Annotated in this window: 20 protein-coding genes; 7 read left to right on the top strand and 13 right to left on the bottom strand. The window is 57.9% G+C overall.

Annotated features, from left to right (window positions below):
- Positions 1 to 536: 536 nt before the first annotated feature.
- A complete protein-coding gene (locus ACNA0I_RS05655; RefSeq protein WP_415805090.1) occupies positions 537 to 1,205 on the bottom strand; it encodes a GntR family transcriptional regulator in 669 nt (222 codons plus the stop codon).
- Between the two features lie 223 nt (positions 1,206 to 1,428).
- On the opposite strand from ACNA0I_RS05655, the gene ACNA0I_RS05650 reads away from it, so the two are divergent.
- From ACNA0I_RS05650 to ACNA0I_RS05630, 5 genes are all read left to right on the top strand, one after another.
- Positions 1,429 to 2,679, top strand: coding sequence for an NRAMP family divalent metal transporter (locus tag ACNA0I_RS05650; RefSeq protein ID WP_415805089.1), 1,251 nt, complete (start codon positions 1,429 to 1,431; stop codon positions 2,677 to 2,679).
- Positions 2,680 to 2,693: 14 nt separating this feature from the next.
- Positions 2,694 to 3,527, top strand: a complete 834-nt coding sequence (locus tag ACNA0I_RS05645; protein ID WP_415805088.1) for a LamB/YcsF family protein — start codon at positions 2,694 to 2,696, stop codon at positions 3,525 to 3,527.
- Positions 3,502 to 5,133, top strand: coding sequence for a 5-oxoprolinase subunit B/C family protein (locus ACNA0I_RS05640; protein WP_415805087.1), 1,632 nt, complete (start codon positions 3,502 to 3,504; stop codon positions 5,131 to 5,133). Before ACNA0I_RS05645 ends, ACNA0I_RS05640 begins: the two co-directional genes overlap by 26 nt.
- Positions 5,130 to 6,863 (top strand): acetyl/propionyl/methylcrotonyl-CoA carboxylase subunit alpha, encoded by a 1,734-nt coding sequence (locus ACNA0I_RS05635; RefSeq protein ID WP_415805086.1) that lies wholly within the window; start codon positions 5,130 to 5,132, stop codon positions 6,861 to 6,863. Before ACNA0I_RS05640 ends, ACNA0I_RS05635 begins: the two co-directional genes overlap by 4 nt.
- Positions 6,864 to 7,061: 198 nt before the next feature.
- Entirely contained in the window at positions 7,062 to 11,294 is a 4,233-nt protein-coding gene (locus tag ACNA0I_RS05630; protein WP_415805085.1) for a hypothetical protein, read from the top strand.
- Here ACNA0I_RS05630 and ACNA0I_RS05625 read toward each other — a convergent pair whose 3' ends face one another.
- A complete protein-coding gene (locus tag ACNA0I_RS05625) occupies positions 11,295 to 11,864 on the bottom strand; it encodes an RNA polymerase sigma factor (RefSeq protein ID WP_415805084.1) in 570 nt (189 codons plus the stop codon).
- A gap of 589 nt (positions 11,865 to 12,453) precedes the next feature.
- On the opposite strand from ACNA0I_RS05625, the gene ACNA0I_RS05620 reads away from it, so the two are divergent.
- Positions 12,454 to 12,732 carry a hypothetical protein gene (locus tag ACNA0I_RS05620; RefSeq protein WP_415805083.1) on the top strand — a complete coding sequence of 93 codons (279 nt, stop codon included), beginning with the start codon at positions 12,454 to 12,456 and terminating at the stop codon, positions 12,730 to 12,732.
- Between the two features lie 154 nt (positions 12,733 to 12,886).
- Positions 12,887 to 14,323, top strand: a complete 1,437-nt coding sequence (locus ACNA0I_RS05615; RefSeq protein ID WP_415805082.1) for a helix-turn-helix domain-containing protein — start codon at positions 12,887 to 12,889, stop codon at positions 14,321 to 14,323.
- Between the two features lie 54 nt (positions 14,324 to 14,377).
- Here ACNA0I_RS05615 and ACNA0I_RS05610 read toward each other — a convergent pair whose 3' ends face one another.
- The 11 genes from ACNA0I_RS05610 to ACNA0I_RS05560 form a co-directional block, all read right to left on the bottom strand.
- On the bottom strand, positions 14,378 to 14,902 hold the full coding sequence (locus tag ACNA0I_RS05610) for a CesT family type III secretion system chaperone (protein WP_415805081.1): 525 nt from the start codon (positions 14,900 to 14,902) through the stop codon (positions 14,378 to 14,380).
- Positions 14,899 to 15,678, bottom strand: a complete 780-nt coding sequence (locus ACNA0I_RS05605; protein WP_415805080.1) for a hypothetical protein — start codon at positions 15,676 to 15,678, stop codon at positions 14,899 to 14,901. Before ACNA0I_RS05605 ends, ACNA0I_RS05610 begins: the two co-directional genes overlap by 4 nt.
- Before the next feature lie 36 nt (positions 15,679 to 15,714).
- Positions 15,715 to 15,975 carry a type III secretion system export apparatus subunit SctS gene (gene sctS / locus ACNA0I_RS05600; RefSeq protein ID WP_415805079.1) on the bottom strand — a complete coding sequence of 87 codons (261 nt, stop codon included), beginning with the start codon at positions 15,973 to 15,975 and terminating at the stop codon, positions 15,715 to 15,717.
- A 21-nt stretch (positions 15,976 to 15,996) separates the two neighbouring features.
- On the bottom strand, positions 15,997 to 16,656 hold the full coding sequence (sctR, locus tag ACNA0I_RS05595) for a type III secretion system export apparatus subunit SctR (RefSeq protein ID WP_415805078.1): 660 nt from the start codon (positions 16,654 to 16,656) through the stop codon (positions 15,997 to 15,999).
- Positions 16,631 to 17,716 carry a type III secretion system cytoplasmic ring protein SctQ gene (sctQ, locus tag ACNA0I_RS05590; protein ID WP_415805077.1) on the bottom strand — a complete coding sequence of 362 codons (1,086 nt, stop codon included), beginning with the start codon at positions 17,714 to 17,716 and terminating at the stop codon, positions 16,631 to 16,633. The genes sctR and sctQ overlap by 26 nt, the downstream gene beginning before the upstream one ends.
- An 11-nt stretch (positions 17,717 to 17,727) precedes the next feature.
- Complete coding sequence (locus ACNA0I_RS05585; RefSeq protein WP_415805076.1) at positions 17,728 to 18,435, bottom strand: type III secretion HpaP family protein; 708 nt, start codon at positions 18,433 to 18,435, stop codon at positions 17,728 to 17,730.
- 13 nt (positions 18,436 to 18,448) lie between these two features.
- On the bottom strand, positions 18,449 to 20,413 hold the full coding sequence (locus tag ACNA0I_RS05580) for an FHIPEP family type III secretion protein (protein ID WP_415805075.1): 1,965 nt from the start codon (positions 20,411 to 20,413) through the stop codon (positions 18,449 to 18,451).
- The gene (sctU, locus tag ACNA0I_RS05575) at positions 20,410 to 21,483 is read right to left on the bottom strand and encodes a type III secretion system export apparatus subunit SctU (RefSeq protein WP_415805074.1); all 1,074 of its coding nucleotides are present in this window, start codon (positions 21,481 to 21,483) and stop codon (positions 20,410 to 20,412) included. The genes ACNA0I_RS05580 and sctU overlap by 4 nt, the downstream gene beginning before the upstream one ends.
- A gap of 95 nt (positions 21,484 to 21,578) precedes the next feature.
- Entirely contained in the window at positions 21,579 to 22,193 is a 615-nt protein-coding gene (locus ACNA0I_RS05570; protein ID WP_415805073.1) for a lytic transglycosylase domain-containing protein, read from the bottom strand.
- Positions 22,194 to 22,230: 37 nt separating this feature from the next.
- On the bottom strand, positions 22,231 to 23,682 hold the full coding sequence (locus ACNA0I_RS05565) for a helix-turn-helix domain-containing protein (RefSeq protein WP_415805072.1): 1,452 nt from the start codon (positions 23,680 to 23,682) through the stop codon (positions 22,231 to 22,233).
- Positions 23,683 to 23,727: 45 nt separating this feature from the next.
- Positions 23,728 to 24,333, bottom strand: coding sequence for a hypothetical protein (locus tag ACNA0I_RS05560; RefSeq protein ID WP_415805071.1), 606 nt, complete (start codon positions 24,331 to 24,333; stop codon positions 23,728 to 23,730).
- Between the last annotated feature and the right edge of the window lie 200 nt (positions 24,334 to 24,533).

Genomic DNA, 24,533 nt, shown 5'->3' with positions numbered 1-24,533 from the left:
TTCCTATCGTTACCCTGTCGGCCGCTGTATCGCCTGGCTGGTGTTGAAAAGCCGCGTGTACCGTCGCAGCCTGAAAATCAGGCCCAGACGGCACGCCTGACGTTGAGGCACCCAAAAACGTGGGCTGCCTGGGAAAAAGAGTCAACCGGCCCGGACTCGCGAGGGTCAACCCCTGCATACTGGACCTGGCGCTTAGCTGCCCCGCCGGCTGAAAGCTCGCATGAGTGCCCGCGACGGAACTGCCCATGCCCCCTAACCGTGACACAGCAGCATTTCGGGGCCCCAGATTCTGGGATAGAGACGCCGCCGCATGTCTGCCCCCTCTTCCTGCCCCAGGTGAGAAGTCTGACGCAGTGCGGCCGGGGTTCACCCCGCTCCTCGAGCCCTCTGCGGGCGGCTGCGATGACGTAGAGGGAAATACACCAGGACGTTGGTTTGGGCGGATGGGATTCATTTGCGCACTTTATCGTCCCCAACGCCACGCTTTCGCTCGGTAATCCGAAGCGGGTGACTTCCACCCGAACTTCTTTTCTTATTCAGTGGGCGTTACCACCCAGCCGGCGTGCATAGCCCGCCAACACGATGCGTTCGGACTGCACAAGGTAATCGTTGAGCGCATCAGCGGCTTGACGGAATTCGCCCGCCTCCGTCTGCAGCAGGATCTGCTCGTTCATTTCTGCATAAGGCGCATGCAGAAACTCCGGGTCTTGCAACAGCCCAAACACCAGCCGCAACTCGACCAACAAATGCGAGAACATATCGTTCAATCGCTCGCTGTCGGCCAACTCGACGATCGCCTTATGAAACGCCATGTTGGCCGTGCCTACGCCTTGCCAATCTTGCTGCGCGCGGCATCGCAGCGCCTCTTCCACGGCTTGGCGTATCCGTTGCCGTGCAGGATGACGTGGATACGCTTGCGCCAGTGCCTGGCATTCGATGATACGGCGGACGCGGTAGATGTCGATGATGGACGCCATGGTGGGCACGGCGACCGACACACCACAATTGGGCAAATGGGTCAGCAATCCTTCCTTGGTCAGAATGCGAAAAGCTTCACGGAGTGTGTTGCGCGACACATCCAGGACCTGAGTCAAAGCCGCCTCGGATAACCGCTGGCCTGGCACGAACTCGCCATTGATGAGCCGAGAACGAATTTGCTCGGTGACTTTGTCAGTGAGGCTTTGATGAGCGTCGGAATGGCGCATAAGTAGGGTTGGCGCAGCGCGCGAAACATAGCAAGAAAGTAGGCCGAGTGTATCGGAACCCGGTCTCGGACGTTCCCATTGTCGCAATTTCTGCCCTGACCTAGGGCAATTACCGATATTCGATCGAAACTGTATCAACCTACTATTCAGCCTGTTTTGTAGAACAATAATGTAACTATTGATCTACATGATCGTCCAATCCAATCCATTAAGGGGAGTGATCATGAGTCACACCGATACGCTTGCCGCGCCCGCGCGCGAATTCGCCAACAAGCGGCGCTCTTCGCTGCTGGGCGCAATTTTCCTGATGGCCACCTCGGCAATTGGCCCTGGTTTCATCACGCAAACGGCCACATTCACTGCCACCATGGGCGCGGCCTTCGCTTTCGGCATCCTGGCGTCTGTCGTGATCGACTTCATCGTTCAACTGAATATCTGGCGCATCGTGGCCCTCACCCGCAGACGCGCGTCAGACGTTGCCAATGCAGTGATTCCGGGCAGTGGCTACCTGCTGGCCGCCCTGGTGATCTTCGGCGGGCTGGTATTCAACGTCGGCAACATCGCAGGCGCCGGATTGGGTTTGAACGCCCTGCTGGGTCTGGACGTGAAATGGGGAGGTGTCATCAGTGCCGTGCTGGCTGTCAGCCTCTTTCTGTCGCGCCGAGCCGGCGTGGCCATGGACCGCAGCCTCATCGTCCTGGGCATCGTCATGATCCTGATGACGGTGTTTGTCATGTTTGCCTCCCAGCCCCCCGTGGGCGAGGCGCTACGCCAGACCGTACTGCCAGACCATATCGACTTCGCCACTATCACCACCATCGTGGGAGGCACGGTAGGCGGCTATATCACTTATTCCGGGGCACATCGCCTGTTGGACAAAGGCCTGACCGGCCCTGAGCACGTCGACGCCATCACGCGTGGCGCCTTCAACGGCATTCTTGTCACCGGCATCATGCGCTACGTGCTGTTCCTCGCCATTCTGGGCGTAGTCGCCAGCGGTGTGGTTCTCGACCTCTCCAGCCAGGCTGCCAACCCGGCCGCCCAGGCGTTCCAGGCTGCCTCCGGCGAATTCGGCCTGCGTGTCTTCGGGCTCATCTTATGGGCTGCCGCCCTATCGAGCATCGTAGGGGCGGCCTACACATCCATGTCCTTCATTACCGTCTTCAACAGCAAAATAGGCGAGTCCGGCCGTAATCGCGCTACGGTGATTTTCATTTCAATTTCGCTGGTGATCTTTGCGTTGCTGGGCACCGCGCCCGCGGCGTTGTTGGTGTTTGCCGGCGGCTTCAATGGCCTGATTCTGCCGTTGGGACTCACCATTTTCATGATCGCCGGTTGGACGCGTCGCGATTTGATGGGCGGTCACACCTATCCCCGTATCCTGCTGGTGTTGGGCACAGTGTGCTGCCTGCTGACCTGGTTCATGGGCTACAAGTCCATCGGCCCCATCTTCTCCTTCCTATCGCTGCATTGAGGATGCGAGAGCACATGACACAGATAGACCTGAATAGCGACCTCGGAGAAAGCCTGGGCGCCTGGAAAATGGGTGATGACACAGCCATGCTGCGAATCGTCTCCAGTGCAAACGTGGCTTGCGGTTTCCATGCTGGCGATGCGGCGGGCATCCTCGCAACCCTCAAGGCGGCGCACACTCATGGCGTGGCGGTCGGGGCCCACGTGGCCTACCCCGATCTGGCCGGTTTTGGACGCCGCAACATGGATATCTCCAGCGCCGACCTGGTGGCCGATGTCATCTACCAGATCGGCGCGCTCCAGGGGCTGGCAAGGGCCGCCGGTACGCGAGTCACCTACGTCAAACCCCACGGAGCGCTGTACAACACCATTGCGCACGACTCACGCCAAGGCAATGACGTTATCACGGCCATACTGGAGATCGACCCGTCGCTATACCTGGTCGGGTTGGCTGGTTCGCCGCTCGTGGCGCAGGCGCGCGACCGTGGTGTGCGTGTCATCGCAGAGGCCTTTGCCGACCGCGCCTATACGCCGCAAGGCACGCTGGTTTCGCGCCGCGAACCGGGCGCCGTGCTGCATGATCCGGCCTTGGTAGCTCGCCGGATGCTGCGCCTCGTAGAAGATGGCGTGGTCGAAACGTCAGATGGCAGTTTGACACGCCTGCAAGCCGATTCGATCTGCGTACACGGAGACAGCCCCGGCGCCATCGAAATGGCACGCGCCGTGCGGCTTGCCCTGGAGCAAGCTGGCGTGCGCATCCAGGCATTCGCCGGCGCCGAATCCTCATCTCATCAGCAGCTGCCTACGTCGCACAGGAGGCCCCATGCGCTTTCTACCAGTCAATACTAATGCACTGCTCGTAGAGCTCGACAGCCTCGAGCAAACGCTGGCGCTGTTTGATGCATTGCAAACCCGCCCCATTCCTGGCGTCACCGAGCTCGTCCCTGCTGCGCGTACCGTACTCATCGTCTTTCATCCGGAAATTGTTTCGGCCAGGACATTAAGAGCCGACGTCGCCACGCGCGACATCACCACTACGGTGGCGCGCAACGGCAAACTCATCGAAATCCCCGTGCACTACAACGGCGAAGACCTGCAGGACGTCGCGCGCATGCTGGGCCTCTCGCCCGAGGAAATCGTGCGTCTGCACACCGGCCGCATTTACACCGTGGCATTCACCGGTTTCGCGCCGGGCTTTGCCTACCTCAGCGGCGGAGATCCCAGGTTGGACGTGCCGCGCCGTCAGACTCCGCGCACACGCATCCCGGCCGGCGCGGTGGCGCTGGCCGGCACCTTCAGCGGTATATATCCCCAGGCCAGCCCGGGAGGTTGGCAGATACTGGGCATGACCGACACGCCGATGTGGGATATCTCACGTGAAACGCCCGCCCTGCTACAACCCGGCTATCGCGTGCGATTTGTCGATGCCGGTCCTGCCTCCGTCCGTACACCTCTGCCGAGCTCCGTTTTGCCGAGACCCGTGGCACAGCCAGCGAGTCTGCCCGCGCTGGAGATCGTGGCGCCTGGACTCCAGTCGTTGTTCCAGGACCTTGGTCGTGCGGGACAGGCCCGTCAAGGCGTGGCCATGTCGGGCGCGGTGGACCGGGCGGCATTGCGCGCGGCCAATCGGCTCGTGGGCAATTTGGCCGGAGACGCCTGCATCGAAACTGTCTACGGAGGACTGCAGGTGCGTGCTCACGGTGCGTGCGTCGTGGCCGTCACCGGTGCCAAAGGCGAATTGACACTGCGTACCACGAACGCCGCAAGCTGGACTGTGCCTAGCCACCAGGCGATTGCCCTGAACGATGGCGATACGCTCACGCTGGGCCAGCCATGCGCAGGCATCCGGTATTACCTCGCTGTACGCGGTGGTTTTGATGTGGCGCCGGTGCTGGGCAGCCGGGCCACCGATACGCTGGCCCGCATCGGCCCGGCCCCCTTGTCTGCGGGCGACCTGATCGCCATTCCTGCACCTCGGCAGGGAGCCATCGTTGGCATGCCCGAAGCTCCTGTGCCCGACCTCCCCCGCTCGGACACCGAGGTCATACTTGATATCGTGCTCGGCCCGCGCACCGACTGGTGTGATAAACGGGCCGTCTCGTTGCTTCACGAGCAGGCGTGGACGGTCACACCCGAATCCAACCGTGTCGGCATCCGCCTGAACGGCGCACACGTCCTGCAACGCTCCAATCATGCCGAGCTTGCCAGTGAGGGGACGCGCAGAGGCTCGATCCAGGTGCCGCCTAGTGGCCAACCCGTGGTGTTCTTGACCGATCATCCCCTGACCGGTGGCTATCCGGTCATCGGATCGGTAGCCCCCTGGCATCTGGATCTGCTAGGCCAGATTCCCATTGGCGCGCGCGTTCGTTTCAACCCGATCTCCGAATTTGTGCCGATCGAGATGCCCGTCATGCAAATCTCGTCGCAACTACCCGAACCCGTATCCCTATCATGAAGAAAGTCCTGATTGCCAATCGCGGCGAAATCGCCGTACGTATCATCCGCGCCTGCACTGACTATGGCGTGCAGTCCGTTGCCGTATATGCCGATGCCGATGTCGAGGCATTGCATGTACGTATGGCCGACGAGGCCTATGGTTTGCAGGGCGAGCGCCCTGCCGACACCTATCTGAACATTGACAAGCTCCTGGCTATCGCGCGCCGCAGCGGTGCCGACGCCGTCCATCCGGGTTATGGTTTTCTCTCGGAAAACGCGACCTTTGCACGCGCGGTCATCGACGCCGGACTGGTCTGGATTGGCCCCTCGCCCGACACGATCGAGCGCTTGGGCGACAAAGTACAAGCTCGAAAAATCGCTATGGAAGTCGGCGCGCCCCTGGTCGCAGGCACAGCCGAACCGGTTGGCGGCGCCGAGGAAGTGTTGGCCTTTGCGCGTGAATACGGTTTGCCTATTGCGATCAAAGCGGCTTTCGGTGGCGGTGGCCGAGGGCTCAAGGTAGCCTGGCACATGGAGGAAGTGGCGGATCTTTACGACTCGGCAGTCCGGGAAGCCGTCACTGCCTTTGGTCGGGGCGAGTGTTTCGTCGAACAGTATCTTGACCGGCCGCGCCACGTTGAGGCACAGGTCTTGGCCGATCAACACGGCAATGTCGTGGTGCTCGGCACACGCGACTGCTCGTTACAGCGACGCAATCAAAAACTGGTGGAAGAAGCCCCTGCCCCTTTCCTCACCGACGCACAGTCTCAGCAGATCCACGACGCCGCGCGCAACATCTGCGCGCACGCGGGTTATGTCGGGGCTGGCACGGTCGAGTTCTTGCTAAGCGCGTCGGGCGCCGTGTCTTTCCTGGAAGTCAATACGCGGCTGCAGGTCGAACACCCTGTCACGGAGGAAACCTATGGCCTGGACCTGGTGGTAGCGCAGTTGCGCATTGCCGATGGCCTGCCCCTGGACATCGCGGCCACGCCTGCTCCTCGTTGCCATGCCATCGAATTTCGTATCAATGCCGAGGATGTGGGCCGGGGTTTTCTACCGTCTCCCGGGCGCATTACTCGCTTTGATCCGCCTAGTGGCCCCGGCGTGCGCCTGGATACCGGCGTGGCCACGGATTCAACGATACCAGGCACGTTCGACTCGCTGATGGCCAAGCTCATCGTGACCGGTGCAACGCGCGACCAAGCCATTGCACGCGCCCGCCGCGCCCTGAAAGAGTTCCGTATCGAAGGCCTAGCCACCGTCGTACCATTCCATCGCGCGGTCCTGGCACATCCGGATTTCGTGGGAGGGCCCCACGGCTTCAACATCCACACCCGCTGGATAGAAACCGACTTTAACAACGACCTGCAAGCCGCTGTGCGCCCTGCTGCGCCCGACACTACACGCTTGCAGCGCATGGCCCTGGAAATTGACGGTCGGTATGTGACGTTAGGTCTGCCGCCGGGATTGCTTCGTGGCCTGTCGTCAAGCACCGAACTCGTCGACGAAGCGTCTGCGCTGGGCGCCTCGGCTGATTCGGCGCAATCTGTGACGGCTCCCCTGGCAGGCACGATTCAGTCCTGGAAGGCCGAGGACGGCGCCCAGGTCAAGCAAGGCGAACTCATCGCCGTGATGGAGGCCATGAAAATGGAAATGCAGGTACTCGCTCACCGCGATGGCACGTTGACGCGTCATGTCGAAATCGGCGAAAGCGTGGCCGCTGGTGCCTTGATCGCAACCGTTGACTGACACGCTTGCCGCTTGCACAAAGCTGGAAATGAACATCCCTGATTCGAGCAATTCATGTCGCGGCGTGTCATTGCATAGAGGAAGAATCAGGGAAAACTTCGTGTATGAAAATCAATATTCGCACCAGACATGACAGTTTTATTGCATAGAACTTAAGTTCTCAGTTCTCACTCGTTACTCAGAAAAGGGGAAGTCATCATGCGAGCGTCTTCGAGCAACACCCCGCCAAAAAAGCCAGTCACCAATACGACCACAGGAAGAGAAACGCGCGAGGTACGCCCCTCTTCCTCTCAAACGCCGCCAGAACTTGCCCCTGCGCAACAACGCATGGGGCAGTTAGCTGAACTGCCATCTCGTACGAGACCACTGCGCGCAACCAGCGCAAACACCACGCTCGCCTCCAATCCACGAGCGCCAGGCCATGGTGGCGCAGATATTGAACTCCAGCACATGAACTTGGCCAAGCCCCCCGACGGCTTGAGCGACCGGGCGAAAAAGGCTTTTAGTGAGCTGCAGAAGGCAGAGCGTCAATATCGCGCGTTTCCAGGCGAAAGAGCAGTAGAAGACCATCTCGCGAACTCCCTGGCCAACTGGCTCCATGAGGCGAGCGTGGACATACGCATGAAATGCGCACCCGGAGGCGCCCATGCCGTCGATCCAAGCCTGAGAATATTCGGCGCCAATGCCGCGGCCCAGTTCATAGGCAGCATCACGAACTTCACGCTGCCCGCCGTAGTCGCGCTGTTGGCAGGCAAAGCGGGGGCCTCCTCGCTTACACAGAATCTCATTACGGTTATCGGCACGGTCGCCAGCAAGACTGGGCTTAACGATGTACAACCATGGATGTCTCGCAAGCTTGGAGGCGCCGACATTTCTCTGCGGCTGGGAAAAGACGGCCCCTATCACCGTATCGCCAATCAGTTGGCGATGACAGCGCTTGGCCTCACATTCTATTCGGCAGGCGGACTCGCGCTCGCGGCACGGAATCCTGAACTGGTCAACAGTGCCCTGGGCCGGCTTGCCCGTGGCGCCGTTGGCGCTGGCACTATGGCCATCGGTACGCAGGCTACCGCTGTGATTGGCGCACATGTCACGCAAAAGCTCAACAATATGAGCGCGCGAGACCTTCCGGAAACAGAGCACACTCGTACGCTTGGCAACGGCCTTTATGCCCAAAAACATATTGCCCGACGAGACCGCACCACGTTGCCCATGAAGTTGCTGGAGAATGTGCCATCACTGATAGGTGCCATCATCGGTGCGTTGCCCCTGTTTTTTGCTGTCCAATCCGCGACAGAGCATCCCGCTCATAACGCCGGTGACGCGTTGGGAAACACCGCTAAGCAAATACTGGGAGGGTATGGCGCCCTGCTGACAATGATCGCCATAGCACAGGCTGTGGCAGTCCGCCTGGCCTTTGACCCAGCTCGGCATATGCCGAACTTCAAGATCCCCGAAAATAATGTTCTGATCAACACCATACGGGAAACGTCAAAATCCAATGTTCGCATGCTTCTGGATCAAGCCAACGTTGATCTGGAAAATGCCCCGGCAGGCGACCCCGAGCGCCAGCGCCATGAGGCTTACGTACGCGTCTTGACCGGCGAATCTTTCCGGCAAGGCGACATAGACGACATCGCGAGGCTCAAGGATCACTTGTACAAACTCGGCGAGGAAATCGAGGGACTATCGCACCCGCGCCAGAATCCTGGGAATCCCATTGCCAGCGCCGCAATACGCGATATCTCTAGCAGTCTCACTAATGCGGCCGACTCGGCGGCCATTGCACAGACCAACTATCTGGAAAAAGGAAACGGGGCGTTGTATCCGGAGGTGAGTTCCATCGCCGAATACTTGCGTGCGACACAATCGAAGTTGCGGCAGGCATTGATACAACTCAACCAGACGCAAAGCAACACAGGAGATCTGAGCGACTTTCCTGACCATCGTATCCCGGACATCGTAGCGAAAGTTTTTCCATTACTTGCTGCGGTACGAAAAACCGATCGTCTCGAAATCGCGGATCGCGCCGCCGACATTTTGGTCAGTTTCAACAAAGTCTCAGGGGGCTCTCCAAACGACGCGTACGCCAAGCTGGAGAAGATTCTCGGCGTTACCGGCATCCATCAAGAAGTATTAAATAGCGCCCGACGGCTGGACGAACTCTCTCGAGCTCATCCTGGCCAAACCAGCACGATAACCAGCATCAACGACGCTATTAGCGAATTGCTCGCCAAAAAGTTCAAGGGCGATCTGGAAAAAACGGCACGTGCGCCGACCGCGGTCAAGTTAATGCTGCTGCAGGCTACGCTCAACCAGGCGCATCCTGACGGGCCGCCGGCATCCGGCAACACCGACTCGCATGATGCGTCGCTGCTTCAGGTACGATCACTTGCAGATCATCTTGAGCGCATTGACAAAGCAAAAGACGACAAAGCGGCCCTCAGAGATGCCAGATCGAATTTCCTGAATAACCTGAGAAACGGACAAATTCCTCTGGATACCTTGCGCGACGAAGTCCTGCAACGCATTGCCGACAAAGATTTCAAACCTTCTGACGCAGAAAATACACGTCTGGCCAATGCCGATCAATTGCAATCTTTCCAGAAATTGCTGAGCAATGAGTTTGTGAAAACCGCGTTGGGGCACCTGAACGCGGCTAAAGATGGAAACGTCTCTCAGCTTGCCGGCGATCTTATCCATAACCTGCAGAAAGACCTGGAAGAACACAAGAAGGCCAACCTGGCCGACTATGAAGAGCGGATGACCGCATCGAGCATAGTGGTAGAGTTGCCGATACGTGGCGTGCCCTTGCACGAACAAAAAGACGTACACGCCCACTTGACCAACTACAACGGCGTCATTACCAGCATGGCGCGTCAACATCTGTTCAATCTGGCCAACGGCGTTACGGAACAGCTCAACGCCGCGATTCCGCACCAGCTTCCCAATTCCTCGAGTGAGAAAAAATACTACTCTGTGGTGCGACGGCTGATGGACTACATGAACCGTGACTACAGCCTGGCACAACAGTGGCTGCAACTGGATCACGAGACCCGCACACGCGTTCTTACGTTGGCAGTTGAGGAAGATGCTGTGTTAAGACACCTGGCGGAAAATCCGGCAGGTTCGATTCGTCCCACGACCACAGGCCCGGATCCAACGGATGCCAACTCCGCCAAGCGCGAGATCAGGCATTTGACCAAAGCTTTTGCCAACGCGGGTGTGCCGATCTCCGTCATGGGAGAAACGACGCTATACAAGGAAGGCGTGGGCAAACTCACACCTCGCTTACTGGGCCAGATCCCTCGCGCCACGGATTTGAAGACCCTCACGGCGGCCATGAACGCCGGCCTCGCTTTCCTCCTGCATATGGATTTGGGCGAGACCAGACGTGACAAATGGAGCAACTATTCCCGGGTCACGGATGCCATCAACGATTTGGTCAAAATCGCCCAAGAGAATGTGTCGGATCCGCTATTACTGAAGCGGGGAAATGAAAATGTTCCCCCTCGGAAAATGTCGCTGATCTATGCGCACGCTCTTGGTCAAAGCGTCACCAAGAAAGAGCCGGCGGGTGTCGCCAAGGAGATAGATACCTTGCTGGACCGCCGTGATCTTGCGGGTGACTTGCACAATGAAAAGAAACTTTTTGAACTGAATATCGATTTATCGTGGGATTATGTCGCCCACCATATGTACGAAAACACCTACGACCTGATCAATCATCGAGGTGTGGACAAGTCTGCCCCAGGAATCACCGAGGGCTTGCAAGACTTGCTGAAAACCTATCGCTCGTTCGCCAAACTGGGCGGCGCATCCGACAAGACGGATGACATCAGCCGGGACGACTTGACGCTGGGCCTGCGCCAGGATATTTCCGATCGACGAGAGGAGGCAAACAACGTCGCCAGGCTTCACCTGGAAGTGCTTGCGCAGTTCCAAAAGACAGTGGAAAGGGAATTCGCGATACCGCAGGCGCGAGAGGCGTTCCTTGAAATGGCCTCGAACCTTGGAAACGAGTCAGACAAACACAATAACTGGCTGTTCTTGCTGCAAAAGCATCGAAAGCGCTTTCTGTACGGCTCGGACACGCTCGCTCCTGGCATCAAGGCGCATGGCGAAATGGCTTACGTCATCAATACCAAGATACTGTCTCCGTTCTACGTCATCTTCGACGAGTTGGCAAAGTATGACGCGAAAAAGTTCGCCGGGATCTCCGACGCGATTTCACATGGAAATTTCGACCGCATACAGAACGATCCCATGCTCAGAGACAGAAGGGAAGCCTATCAGAGAGATGTAGGCGAAGGAGAAGGCGATTGGGGAAGCGGTCCTCCCCGCCCCACCCAGGGACTTATTACGCCTGCCGTCAGGCCAGCTGCAGCATCCACGTCCCAGCAGCAAAGAGAACAACATGAAAGTGCTTAGCTAGACGGCAACGGGCTCATTATTGTCCGTGGCGGACTCTCCCAGCAGCATGGCCGCCACGGATGCACGAGCCCTGGACACCCTGCTCATGACGGTGCCAATCGGTACCCCAAGTATTTGGGCTGCCTCGCGGTAGCTCATCCCTTCCGCACAAATGACAACGATGGCATCGCGTTGAGGCTCCGGCAAACGCGATACGGCCGTCAGGATATCTGCACACATACGCCTCGTTTCCTGATTAGCCGCAGCGGGATCGGGAATACGTTGCAGCAGATCATCCTCCCAAGCGATATGAACGCGGTTGTAAAGCCTGCGAGCTCGCACCTCATTGAGCCAAGTGGAGTGCATGATGGAGAACGCCCAGCTCAACGCCGATGATCCGAGCTCCCATTGATGGGCATATTCCAGCGCTCGCACACAGGTACATTGCACCAATTCTTCCGCATCGAGATGGCTACCCGTAAGGCGTAAAGCGAACTTCCACAAACGGGGCAACAGGGCCGGCAAGAGGCTCGCTATGCCTTCCTCATTACATAAAACCAGTTCAGCGCGAAACGGCGGCTGCGGCATGACTTGGCAGGCATCAGGAACGTGCCTCAGCGTGCACGCTTTTTGCCGCGACCGTGTCGTACTTCCCCTGTGTCCTACCTGGGGTTGATGTTTAACGCCATCCCCTTTTTCAGCGCTTGGCATATCGACTCCCTACATTTCATGGTGTGCTTGCAACTATTTGCCAAGCTTGTTGGAGTATGAGCACCAGGCATGACAGAAACTTGTAGAAGCGCCCGCACCATCCAACAATTATTAAGGAAACTTAACCATATAGAACAACAGAATGCCATTCGGATATATCTGTATAACGGAGGAACTTCGCATATCTGCACACCCGAACATGACTGGATAGCGCAAGAATGTATGAGCAAACGAATACAGCATTGCGACCCCCGGACCACAGCACCGCTAGTGCAAGGCGCATGCACGAAGCAAAGGACATGGCCCGCTTGCTGCCCGGCCGTAGAAGACCTTGCGTGATGCTGTCCGTTGTTTCGGATAACCGCATACCTGACAACGGCAATGCGCTTAGAGTGGCTGGAGGTCACGCAAAGACGTACCAACCAAATAGCGGTTCTTTCTGGAGGGAGGGGGGCCCCTATAATTCATGAAAATCGACCAGGACTTGTTGACTGCCTATCTAGAGGGTCACCTTGACGACGCCACATTCAACGAACTGCATACACAGTTGTTGGCGGACCCCAAGGGAGCCGAGGTACTGAAAATGCTGGACGTGTGCGACAGCACGTACAGGCAGGCTTTTAAGGCTCAAACCACCCCCGCGCTCCCGGCGCATCTGGTTCAGTACCTCGTAAGCCTGCTGGCTCAGCATGCCAAGCACGCGCAGTTATCGAAACATAAGCATGTCAAATCTTACGACACGTAAATCACGAAAGTTTTCTTAAGCGTAAGGGAATAACTTCCTGACTCAGGTGTTCTCTTGGACAGCGACTCCATGATGTTGAACAAAAACATAAATATGTTCAACAAAAATATCGTGGGTCGTGGGGACCAATTGCAGCCAACATTACGGGAAGCCCATGCATTCTGATCTCTATTTCATCGTCGCGTCTTTAAGCACGCTTGAAGATCTGCCGTCCCACTACATTGACATGATGCGTAATGGCGACATCAAGGCATTGGAAAAATCGCTGGCCACTGCTGTCGAAGCCATCCATCCCGAGGCGAATAATTATGACCTCTACCAAGCCTATGCTGACATACTGATGGTGCTTGGCCGCTCGGAAGAAGCAGAGCAATCCTATCGGCATGCGCTCAAGCATATTTATGACGACCGGGAGCGCTATCGACGCAAGTCCAGCCGCAACGCCGCATGGCAGGCTTTCTCCAGGCATCGCTACCATCCGGCAATCAAAGGGTTCAAACGCTTGGCCGAACATGAAAACACCAGTGACGGCGAGCTTTTTGAGGCTCGCATCGCCCTGGCCATGCTGGCCTATTGCATTGGCAACCTGACGACAGCCTGGGAACATTTAGGTGTGGCGCAGGGCATAGCCCAGCGGCGCAGAAATCGCCTGAGCGAGGAGCTCGTTCAGGTAATGAAGCGCGAACTGATATTGCTATTTCGTTTGCGCACTGATCCCGCCATGGCCGACCACGTTTTTTGGCAATCGGGGAGTATGGATCATCGCGTGCCACCAGACCTGCTGGCCCCCGAGGATACGTCTGGGACAATCACCAGCTGTTCGCTGCTCAACGGATGCATACAGTTTTTTCGTCGGGTCGAAGATTTCATGCAGGGGCATACCAGCGAACCTGACGATATCACCCTCTCCCTCACGACAGGAACGGGTGACCGTTCGCTGAAATACCTGCGCACGCGTCGGCTCACCATAGCAATGGCCACCCTGTGCACAGGCATGACAAATCGCAGCGAACAAACACTGGAAAACGTCGAACAGGCGTCGGCATTTGACCGTGCGTCATACTGGCACCTGGACTATCTGTACATTCTGGCCGCGTTAAAGCGCAAGCAAGGCCGTTGGCATGAATTCTCCGAGACATACACACGATATACGCTGCTGGCGATGAAACATGCACGGGCAGCAGACTCGGACGCGGCTGCTGTCGCTCCCCATAGCGGTGTCGCCGTCCCGTCGGCCATGTCGGATGACATCACCTCCCGCCTTATCGGCAAGTATCGTCGCGCCTACAGCTATATCGTCGATAACCTGCAACAACCCGATCTATCCGTTAGGGAAGTCGCGGCTCAGATCGGCGTAACAGAACGCACCCTGCAACTGACATTTCGTAGCAGCCTGGGCATGACCCCCATGGAGCTGATCCGTCGACTGCGCATGGAGCGCATACACCAGGATCTATTGACACAGGATGCCAGCGGCAATGTCTTGGCCGTGGCCAGCAAATGGGGCGTACGACACCGCTCCACGCTGGCAAACAGCTATCGCAAGGTATACAAGGAATCTCCATCAGAGACACGCCTTCGGATCAACTGAAAGATCCTGGCGCGGTGCAATGTGATGGCCTATCCCATCACATTGCAAAATCATCTACATTTTCAGCCAGAGATAGTCTCCTGCGGAAATCGCCTCGAACAACTCTTCGGGCGCTACCAGCAGATTTTCTCGCCAATATCGGCCGTGCTCAACATAGTGCTCCACCGTTTCCGACAGCCAGGCGCCGTCGATGTCGTCGGTCATCGGAACACGCACAATCAAACGCACAGTGCCGTTGTCCGGATCCAAGCCGAGCTGTGCTTGATCCTGCGCATAGATCAGATAATTTGATTCCAGCATCAACCTGAAGATCCGAAGCGTCCGGCCCTGCGTGGTCGCGCCGAAGTCAAACTGTAGATACATCGCGTCGACGTCTTCTTCCATATGCTCAACGACGATGTCGAATCCATGCATTTCCAGATGCTTGCGTGCAATGACGTTCTGAGCATCCGGAATGTCAGCGATTTCGCACAGCTGTCCCACCAGCTCGCAGTATCGATCGTAACCTTGAGATGTGTAGACCTCTTCGAATTCTTGCTCATCGGACGCTGCAACTGCTGCTTGATCGTCCTCGCTCATCGTGGTCCCCCATCGCGCAACAGTAAAGAGAGGCGCACGTGCGCCGTTTGGCGCTGCTCAGGCGGGCGTGGCCGTTGCAGATTCAGCAGCAGTAAGGGCAACAATTGATTGAGCGCGGGGTTGGCCGAAGGTTTGGCGCGCGCGTACAAGTGCGAGCGTACACGCCGCAAACCGCCGCTATCGAGCGCCGGCATGGCATTCTGCGAAGCACCGGACAATAGATCCTGCATGGCCTTTAATAAGGCCGCGCCCGTTTTGTCCCCTTCGCGCCAAGCTGCTGTCAATTCGCAAATCGACCTGACATAACGCAGCGCCGCGGGTACAGGAACGGCTCGGTTGTCACGCTGGCTGGATACGTCGCCCTTGTGCCCTACGCTAGTGTCGTGTCGACGGCCTCCTTGATCCTGCCTTTGTTCGCTGTTGGACTCCATGTCCATCGTCATGGCCTGTTCGATACTGACTTGGGTTTCCTCGGAGACCGCTGCCTCCAGTTGATCGTGCGCCGGCCCGTGCTTGCCACGCATCCGCCGTGCCTTTCCGCCTTTTCCGCTGTCTTTTACCCCCTTGGCGCCCTTTCCCATCCCCTTCAGGGGAAACATGCCATTTCGGGTCATGATGCTGCGTTCACCGCGGAAATTGGATGTCGCATGTTCGTTTTGATGCGCGGCCGCGATAGGTACTACGGAATGGCCGGTGTGCGCAGCATGGGCGGCGGGATTCGACGTGCCCTGCACCATATGTCCGGGATGCATGCCGTGTATGCGTGATAGCGCCATGTCATTTTCTCCTTGTGCCTGTTGGTCGTCGAGGTTTCATTGCACCGCTGCGGTCATCGCTTGGCGTGCAAAGCCCATCAGCGCCGATGCTCCCCATGGCGCGGACACCAGCAGCACGACAACGACCGCGACGAGCTTGATGCTCTGAGAAATGGTTTGATCCTGAAGTGAAGTAATCGCCTGCAGGAAGGAAATCAGCAACCCTACCAGCGCAGCGACTGCGACTACAGGAAGTGAGACTTTCAAGCAGAGCAACATGGCCTGCATGCTGAGTTGCAAAATCGTGTCGTAATCCACGTCAACGGCCCTTTCGTATCATCATCGGTACCCCAGCACCAGACCGTGCACCAGCACGGACCACCCGTCCAGCACGACGAATAGCAGCAGTTTCAGCGGGATTGAGATCTGCGTGGGCGTGACCTGTGACAAGCCCATTGCAAGCAAGATGTTGGCAACGACCAGGTCCACCACGATAAAGGCCAGGTAAACCAGAAATCCCGTGCGAAACGCCTCGGTCAACTCCGTCAGAGTAAAGGCCGGCGCCAGGATGATGAGGTCATCCGATCGTACCCCCTGGGCTCGCTCCGGTGGCCAGACGGCTGACGCGGATTTGACGAAGAACTCACGTTCGCGCAGCTGCGCGTGCTTCTCCAGAAAATCGCGTACCGGATCGGCCAGTGCTTTGGCGATTTGTGTCATCTGCTCGACGCTGTTGGTTTCCAGCCCATCAGCTGTGACCTTGTCATAAGCCGCCATGCCCACGGGTGCCATGATGTAGATCGAAATAATGATCGCAATGCCGTTCAACACCATGGTGGGAGGAACTTGCTGCACCCCCAACGCGTTTCTCAGCAAACCCAGCACGACCACGATCTTGGTATAGGAGGTCACCATGACGGCCACGAACGGCAGCAGGCCAACCGCAAGGACCAGGACCAGGAGCGGAAAGAGATCACCGAGCGAGGTTGTCTGCGTCATTGCCAGGTACCATGCGTACAATGCGGGCGCCGAGTCGGCTGCCCACCGCGACCAATTCCGCGTCGCCAATTACCGTTCCACACGCCACCAGGCGCAAGCGGGCCTGCGTCAAGGGCGAACCCAACTCAATAACGTAGCCGGGTTGTATGGACTCGAGCTCGGACAAGGAAATCGAGATGGTCTCGATTTCGAAATGCACGGGTATGTCCAGCGCATCAATACTAGTCCCGGGTGCATAATCTGGCGGCTGACCATCGGCGGCGGCCATGATCTCTTCATCTTCCATCGTGCTGAACGCTCCCATCAATGTGATCTGGTCCGAGGCAATAGAGGCTGACGCCATGAGCGCTCGCCCTACCCCCTGGGCATGTATTCGCGCCGGGAACGGTGCATCCGGCGATACCTGCTCCCCGAGCAAGACCACATCGCCCACGGACAACCTGCGCAATGCGTCCAAGCTCATGCTTCGTTGATGCAGTATCACCATCAGCGGCACCTGGAGCATCGATCGTAAAAACTTGAATTCAGGCTGCAAGGCCCTTTTTTCGAGTAAGGCGCCAAGAACATCAGGCGCTATTTCCAGCAAGGCGAGCCGCGCCAATTCCCTCGTTGATTCGCGTAACGCATACCATCCTGCGCCCGGCATCATCTCGGCAGGTAGAATTTGTAGCGACCGTATCCGAAAGCCGGACAAGGCATGCTGTCCCATCGCGCGCGCGACATCAGCAAACACGACTTCCAGCGCCATGATGTGCAAGGGATCGTCGCTTTGTTGCTGCGCCAACGCGCCGAACACTACATCGTCGCAAGCCAGCGCCAGGACGATGTCTCCCTGATCACAAACACAGTCCACGCGATAGATACCATGGAACGCGACTGGCTTTACGCGATCCGCCAGCGGCGTCAATGTGCATTGCATTCCTGACGCCGCGATGATGTCTTGCCACAGTCCATACAGGCGAGCATCGTGAAAAAGCTTTCCGCTCTGCACCATGGCTGGTTTGCAATGCGACAACAGCGGCGCCAGGTTCAACGAAACGGAGGGCAGACTCGTATCCATGGGAAACACATTCAAGAAGCCGTCCAGTCCAGCTCGATGGCGATCTCGTAGCGGTCTTCCAGCGCTGTCCCCAGCAGTTCGCGCAAGGACTGCTGATGCGTGTAAATTAAACGCTGTGACGACTGCTCCGAAGACAGGAAGCGAAGGCGCAGACACTGCGCCGAAATCCCCATTTCCAATACCGTATCGGCCAAAATGTCATTTCGTAGAGGCAGGCGAATCTGCCAGCCTTCTCCATGCATGGCCGAATCCCTGCAGAATCGCGACACGGTCTCAGCGATGGCCTTGATGCTGGCGGGCACCGCTGCGACCGGTGCTGCCATTGCCGCGGCGGGGGCCGACCGTTCGGTCAATGCCGCTCTGGATAGCGCGGACAAGGTCTGGCGCTTGAATTCCGCCATGCGTTCGTATTGATACGATGCTTGTTCCTGTTGCGACGCGCCGCCGTCATCCTGCTCACTTTCTCCCTGCTGCCCGTCCGATTGCGAATTGGACGCGTCAGATGGATCCTTCACTTTCCCGGAAATCCCGCCCTCGCCGTTTCCGGCCGCCTCGCCGCCGTTCTCCGTCAGCCAGTCCTCAGCGTCGCCGGACCTGCCGCTTTGCTCCAGCAACTGCGCAAAGCGCGATGCCGCGGGCTGTGGCGCTGCGGGTTTGTCTTGTGGTGTGCGATGTACGGTCAGTGAACGATAAGGGACGGGATGCGTACGATGGCTCATGAAAGCTCCTGGTTCACAGCGTGACATGCCCCAAAGGCACGACCTTGACCTGGTCACCCAACTCCTGGAACGAATAGACCGCCAACCAGCGAACCTGTTGCTCGACAATCCTGCGTACGTATCGCCGGATGTCCATCGAGGTCAGCATGATGACTCTGGCTTGGGGTTTCTCGCCCACGAGGTTGTGCACCCGCTCTGCGATGGCCAGGACATATTCCGGCGCCAGCGCCAGATAATTCCCCGCTGGCGTGGGCTTGATGGCTTCACGGATGAGTTTCTCGATGGAGGGCTCCAGCAACACCGCGGACACTTCCCCCGTGCCCTCGGTAGCCCGATAGCCAAGATATCGGCCCAGATCTCCGCGCACATATTCCGTGAGCATTAACGGATCTTTCTCTTTCGGCCCCCATACCACCAAACTTTCGCATATGGCGCGCATATTGCGAATGGGAACATGCTCTTCCAGAAGGCGCCTGAGTACTTCGGCGATTCGCTGGGGGGTAATGACTTTCTGGATTTCTACCACCAGTCCGGGATACTCCTTGGCGACACGCTCCAGCATCCACTGCACTTCTTGTATGCCCAGGAACTGGTGTGCCTGGTCATGCAAGGCCCGAATGGCATGGCGAGCGATTTCCTCCTCATGCGTTTGCTGGTGCTCGCCCTCGAGCTGAGACAGACGTCCCCGACTATAGGGGACATCGTGCAGCAATACCTCATAATCCAGGTCATCCAGGGTATCGCGCCACCATAGGCGGATGCCCGGGAAAGGTAGCCCGAGGCTTTCCTGCAAGGTCTTCCGCTCCCTATCGAACGACGTATTGAGCATCTCGATGCGTAGCGACTGTGACAGGGATTGAGACACCGCTACCGCCAATGGCGCAGTAAAGGCGGCAGCCTGAGATTCAATGACCGGTTTTTCCGAGCGCTTGCTGTCACCATCTCTGCGGAACCCTTTGAATGGATCTTCCCCATCGGCATCGCCGCGTCTTTGGCGCAACTGCAGATGGCGCGCAGACACCACCAACACCGCGGCCAGAATCAGGAATACATACCAGGGAAAACCTGGAACCAGCGCAAAACCGATCAGGAACAACGCGGCGGCATAAAGTGCGCGCCAGCTTCGCGTGAGCTGGACAACAATATCGTCGCCCAAGGAGCGCCTTTGCTCGTCCTCTTCGGCCACCCGCGTGATCATCACCCCCGCGGCTACGCAAATCAGCAGGGACGGCACCTGGGAAACCATGGCGTCGCCGATGGACAGTACGGCGAAGAGATTGGCCGACTCACCAGCGGACATGCCGTGATAGGTCACGCCCAGCGCAATACCAGCCACGAGATTGATGAGGGTAATGATGAGGCCAGCGATGGCGTCGCCTTTGACAAACTTCATCGCGCCATCCATGCCACCGTGCAACTGGCTCTCCAGGGCCAGCAGTCCACGTCGTTTTCTTGCCTGATCCGCGCTCAGGTGCCCCGCTCGCAGGTCGGCGTCAATACTCATCTGCTTGCCTGGCATGGCATCCAATGTAAAGCGGGCGCCAACCTCCGCAACGCGCTCCGAGCCCTTCGCGATAACGATGAACTGAACCACAGTGATAATCAGGAATACCACGAACCCGACAATCAGATTGCCGCCCACCACCAGGTTACCGAAGGCGGAAATGATGTGCCCTGCATCGGCGTGCAACAAGATCGCCTTTGTCGAAGCAATGTTCAACGAAAGACGAAAAATCGTGGTGAACAACAATAAAGACGGAAACGACGTCAACGACACCGCAGACGGAATATACATCGTCACCATCAGCAGCAGAACACTGATGGCGAGGTTCATGCCGATCAGGATATCGATGAGGAACGTGGGCAGCGGCAGAATGAACAGCGATAACGTTGCCACCAGAAGAGCGATCAGTGCAGCGTCACCGCCCAGTTTGAACTTTACTGACCTCATACCACCGGGCTTCGCACTTGTACTCATGCCGCGTTCTCCGGTTGCGCCGGATTCTGACCGATCTCGTCGACCCATTTCAAGACGAGCGCAACGGCTTCGAACAAACGCTCCGGTACAGCGTGATCAACGGGCACCTCATGTAAAGCGCGCGCCAGAGGCGGGTTTTCAAATATGGGCACCCCCATCTGGGTCGCGAGTCCGCGCAAGTACAGCGCGGCCTCATCCACCCCCTTGACCAACACCACGGGAACACCCGCCTCGTCTTCACGATAGCGTATCCCCACGGCATAGTGCGTGGGATTGACGACAAGCACGTTGGACTGAGCAACCGATCGGCCTGAGTCGGACTGAGCCAGCTCCATGCCCAACTCGCGGCGTTTTCCCTTGATCTCCGGGTCGCCTTCCTGGCCTTTGAATTCCCGCTTGACCTCATCCTTGGACATACGCTGGCCCTTTATGAACAGTTTGCGTTGAATGAGATAGTCGACTGCTGCCAGCAACAAGAACGCGCCCAGCACGAACAACAACATCTTGATGATCACCTCCCATCCGATGATGCCTACGCTGACCGGCGATTGATAAATAGCACCCGACACCAAGGGAAGCACACTGGTGATGAATTGGTAGACCACCATGCCCACAACCAACGCCTTGATCACCATCATCAATAATTGAAGCAGCGAACGCATCGAGAACACGCGTTTCAGGCCCTGAGCGGGATTGACTTGTTCGAACTTGGGCAGCATGGCCTTGGGCGTGATCTGCAAGCCCACTTGCATGGCTACGGCAATGACGGCTCCGAGCGAGGCGGCGGCGACGACTGGAAGCAAGGCCACCGCACTTTGCCACAGCATATCCAGTATGGCGTTGTACAGCACCACATCCGCGTTTTCTCCGGACAAGTCGCCCGCAGGCTTTAACGCTGCCGAGAATGCCGCGCGCAGACGCTCGGCAATATGGCCGCCTGAGACCAGCAGCGCCAACAGTCCTGCCCCCATCGAGCCGACCATGGCCAGGTCCTGGCTGCGCGCCACTTGCCCTTCTTTACGCGCTTCCCGCAATTTATGCGGTGTTGGCTCTTCAGTCTTCTCGGACATGGAAAAAATTGCCTGGCAAGGATTCAACATTCAGCTTAGGCCGCCCTGCCGTCCAGGTGCTCCGGACGCACGAAAAGCCGTACTTAAAAGCGAGACTATCTCGCCTCGAGCTGCGCTGAGCCTGCATCGCTGCCTTGGTACCACGCCAATACCGAGCTGACATATTTTCGCGTTTCCGGATAATTGGGCAGCGCCCCTTTGTAGCGCGAAACTGCGCCCGCCCCGGCGTTATAGGCTGCCAGCGCCAATTGCAGATCACCGTCAAAGCGCCGCATCAACCACGCCAATTGCCTGGCCCCTGCGTCAATATTGTTGGCGGGGATCAACAAATCGTGTTGAGGATTCGAGAAACCGAGATCCATGCCTGTGGCAGGCATGATCTGCATCAGGCCGATTGCCCCCTTGGGGGAAATGGCCTGGGGATCGTAGTTCGATTCAACCCTGATGACCGCATGCAAAAGGTCGGCATCCATCCCATAACGTTCGGCCGCGCGCTGGATCAAGGCGTCGTATACCGCGCCATTTCCGGCCACTCGGCTTGCCTTGCCCGGCGCTGGAACTGCCAATACCAAGGCGCCGCCACCGACGGTCTGGACAGCGTGAAGGTCGGCGGCTTCCACCACCAGCATGCCCCGCGACTGCGTGCGGCCCGCGGGAGGCTCAGGAGCGAGCGTCAACACGCCCTGGGCGGACACGGTTGGCGCCAACACGAGAACACCAATGCAGCCAGCAAAAAGGACAGCAACCTTATGCCACCGAGGTTTTCTCAACCGCGCTCTCCTTGCGGGCTATTGTCTGTGTGGGCGTCTCCTGGAAGAACTTCCTATAGGACGTCATTAGCGTTGAGCGATTGCGTATGCCCCAACGCGCCGCGGTAGCCAGCACGCTGGTGCCGGTGGCGTCATCGCGCAGCAAGTCGGCGCGTATCCGCTCCATCCGGCAACGTTGCAATACCTCGCCTGGCGTCATGCCCAGATAGGTCTTGAACGCAGACTGCAAGGCACGCTCTGTTACGCCGATCTGTTCGGCGATCTCACGCACACTCAGGCCAGCGCTATCCAGGTTGTCGCACATATAGCGATACGCACGGCGATACTTCGCCGGCAGGCGCACCAGCACATCATCGGTGGCCGGGTCCATGGCAGAATCGTTTCGATGGTCCGAACGAGATATATGGCGCGAGATTTCCATCGAAGCCCGCGCATATTTCTGGTAATGCACGATGGCCGCGTCATAACGGCCCGAAAGTATCTCCATCTTGGCGCGGCAATAAAGCAGTTCCAGATTCCACCCACGTAAACGGCGCCGCTCTCGATTGCGGCTCAGGGGCTCCAGTACCTGCCTGACGAAAGGCACCTGCCGTTGCGCCAATCCGGCCAAGGCGCAATCCAGCCGCGACTGTGACTCCAACGTGTGGCAGCCCGATTTATCCAGATCGCTCAAGTAGGCCGACAGGTTGTCCTGTACCGATACATCGCCTCGAATATAAGCGCGCAAGTTCATCAAATATGTGCAACGCAGCGCCAGCCAAGGGTGACCGGGACACATTTTTAGCGGCGTGGGAGGCGTTTCCGAAATCTCTCTGCTCTCGTCATGCCAAAGGATATGATCGTCCAACAATTCATGGCTACGCACTTCGCTGCGAACCTGGCGTTCGATATGCATCAACGCCACCAGTCCGCGCAGTGTCGCGTCCTGGACATTTTCCACCTGTGCTTCTGCACGCCTGAGCATGACCTGCGCCGCGCTGCTATCTCCGAGGGAGAGCCATATCATACTCAGCGCGCAGATGGCCTCGACACGATCATGGACCGTGGCGGCATCATCGGCCTCGATGCGTTCAAAGCACGCCATCGCGTTGGAAAATCGTTGCTGATACAGATTGAGAAAGCCTGAGCTGCGGCATGATGCAATGCGTACCGCGCCTCGGCGCTCACCCGCATGTTTGACCGCGATGCGATACGTTTCCTCCGCGTCCTCCAGGCGCCCCAGCGCCAGCATGAGATCTCCTGCCAGACGGGCCAGCAGCCCGGCCTGGGCATCCGGACCCGTGATGACACGTATGCGATCATCCAGCATTTCTTCGGCAATAGCCACGGCATCGCGGAAGCGGCCGCTTGCCACCAGCCCCGCCACCTGCAGGGATGCTTCATCCTCGGCAACGGCAACGGCAATGAAGGAAAATAGTTCCGTGTACATCGTATGTCTCGTACAAAGATCTCGACGTCCAGGAAACGAATGACCTCAATCGTATTCACCGAAGACGACAGGGACACGACCATCGTCATGCACGTTCAGCTGTGTTGCATACAGCATGCCGTCGAAGGGGGACTCTTGCCACACCACCATGGTGAACAAGTAGTACAGGCCCCGTTTAACGTCGAGGAATTCAAAGCGACCGGAGGCGTCGCACAAGGTGTCTCGAGAGAAAGTCTTGTACTCCGGCAGATCGGGGTAGAACTGGGTCGGTTTCTCAGCCGCTACCTTGCCCGCCAGTCTGCGCACCTGGCCTTGGCCTGGCGCACTGCCGTAAATGGCATTGAACCGTTCGGTAGCGTATTCCGTCACCGGCACCAGAACCGCAGGGGCTCCCGCGCAACTGACCATCGTTCCATTTGGCGCACGTGCCGATGCTTGGCCATCAACTCGAGAGGAGCCGGGTTGCATCTGACTCGAGGCGAATTGCGCATCGAATGGCGTTTTCAAGATATGCGCATCGATCGGCGCCAGCGGCGTTTGCGTACTGCATGCGCCCAGCAGCGCCATGCACACGGCCAACCCCATGCGGGCCAGCCTGCTTTCCATGCGATGCAAACCCCGTGTTTGCGCCAAGGCTACTATTGTGGACATTGAAGACACTCGCAATCACCAACGAGCCACAACAATAACGATCGGCGTACACGCTACTCTGCGCAGATGCGAAATGCATCTTCGTGCTGCGAAAAAAGCCGGCTAAAGCATTTTTCCGCAGATGACATTACTTGTGTGCAATGTCTGCGGCAGAATGCAAAACACCCCACGGTATCGGTCAGGTATCCCGTACCCCGGGG

The organism is Bordetella muralis, assembly GCF_965139205.1.
GTDB classification, from domain to species: domain Bacteria; phylum Pseudomonadota; class Gammaproteobacteria; order Burkholderiales; family Burkholderiaceae_B; genus Bordetella_A; species Bordetella_A muralis.
This window is presented reverse-complemented; position numbering and strand designations above follow the sequence as displayed.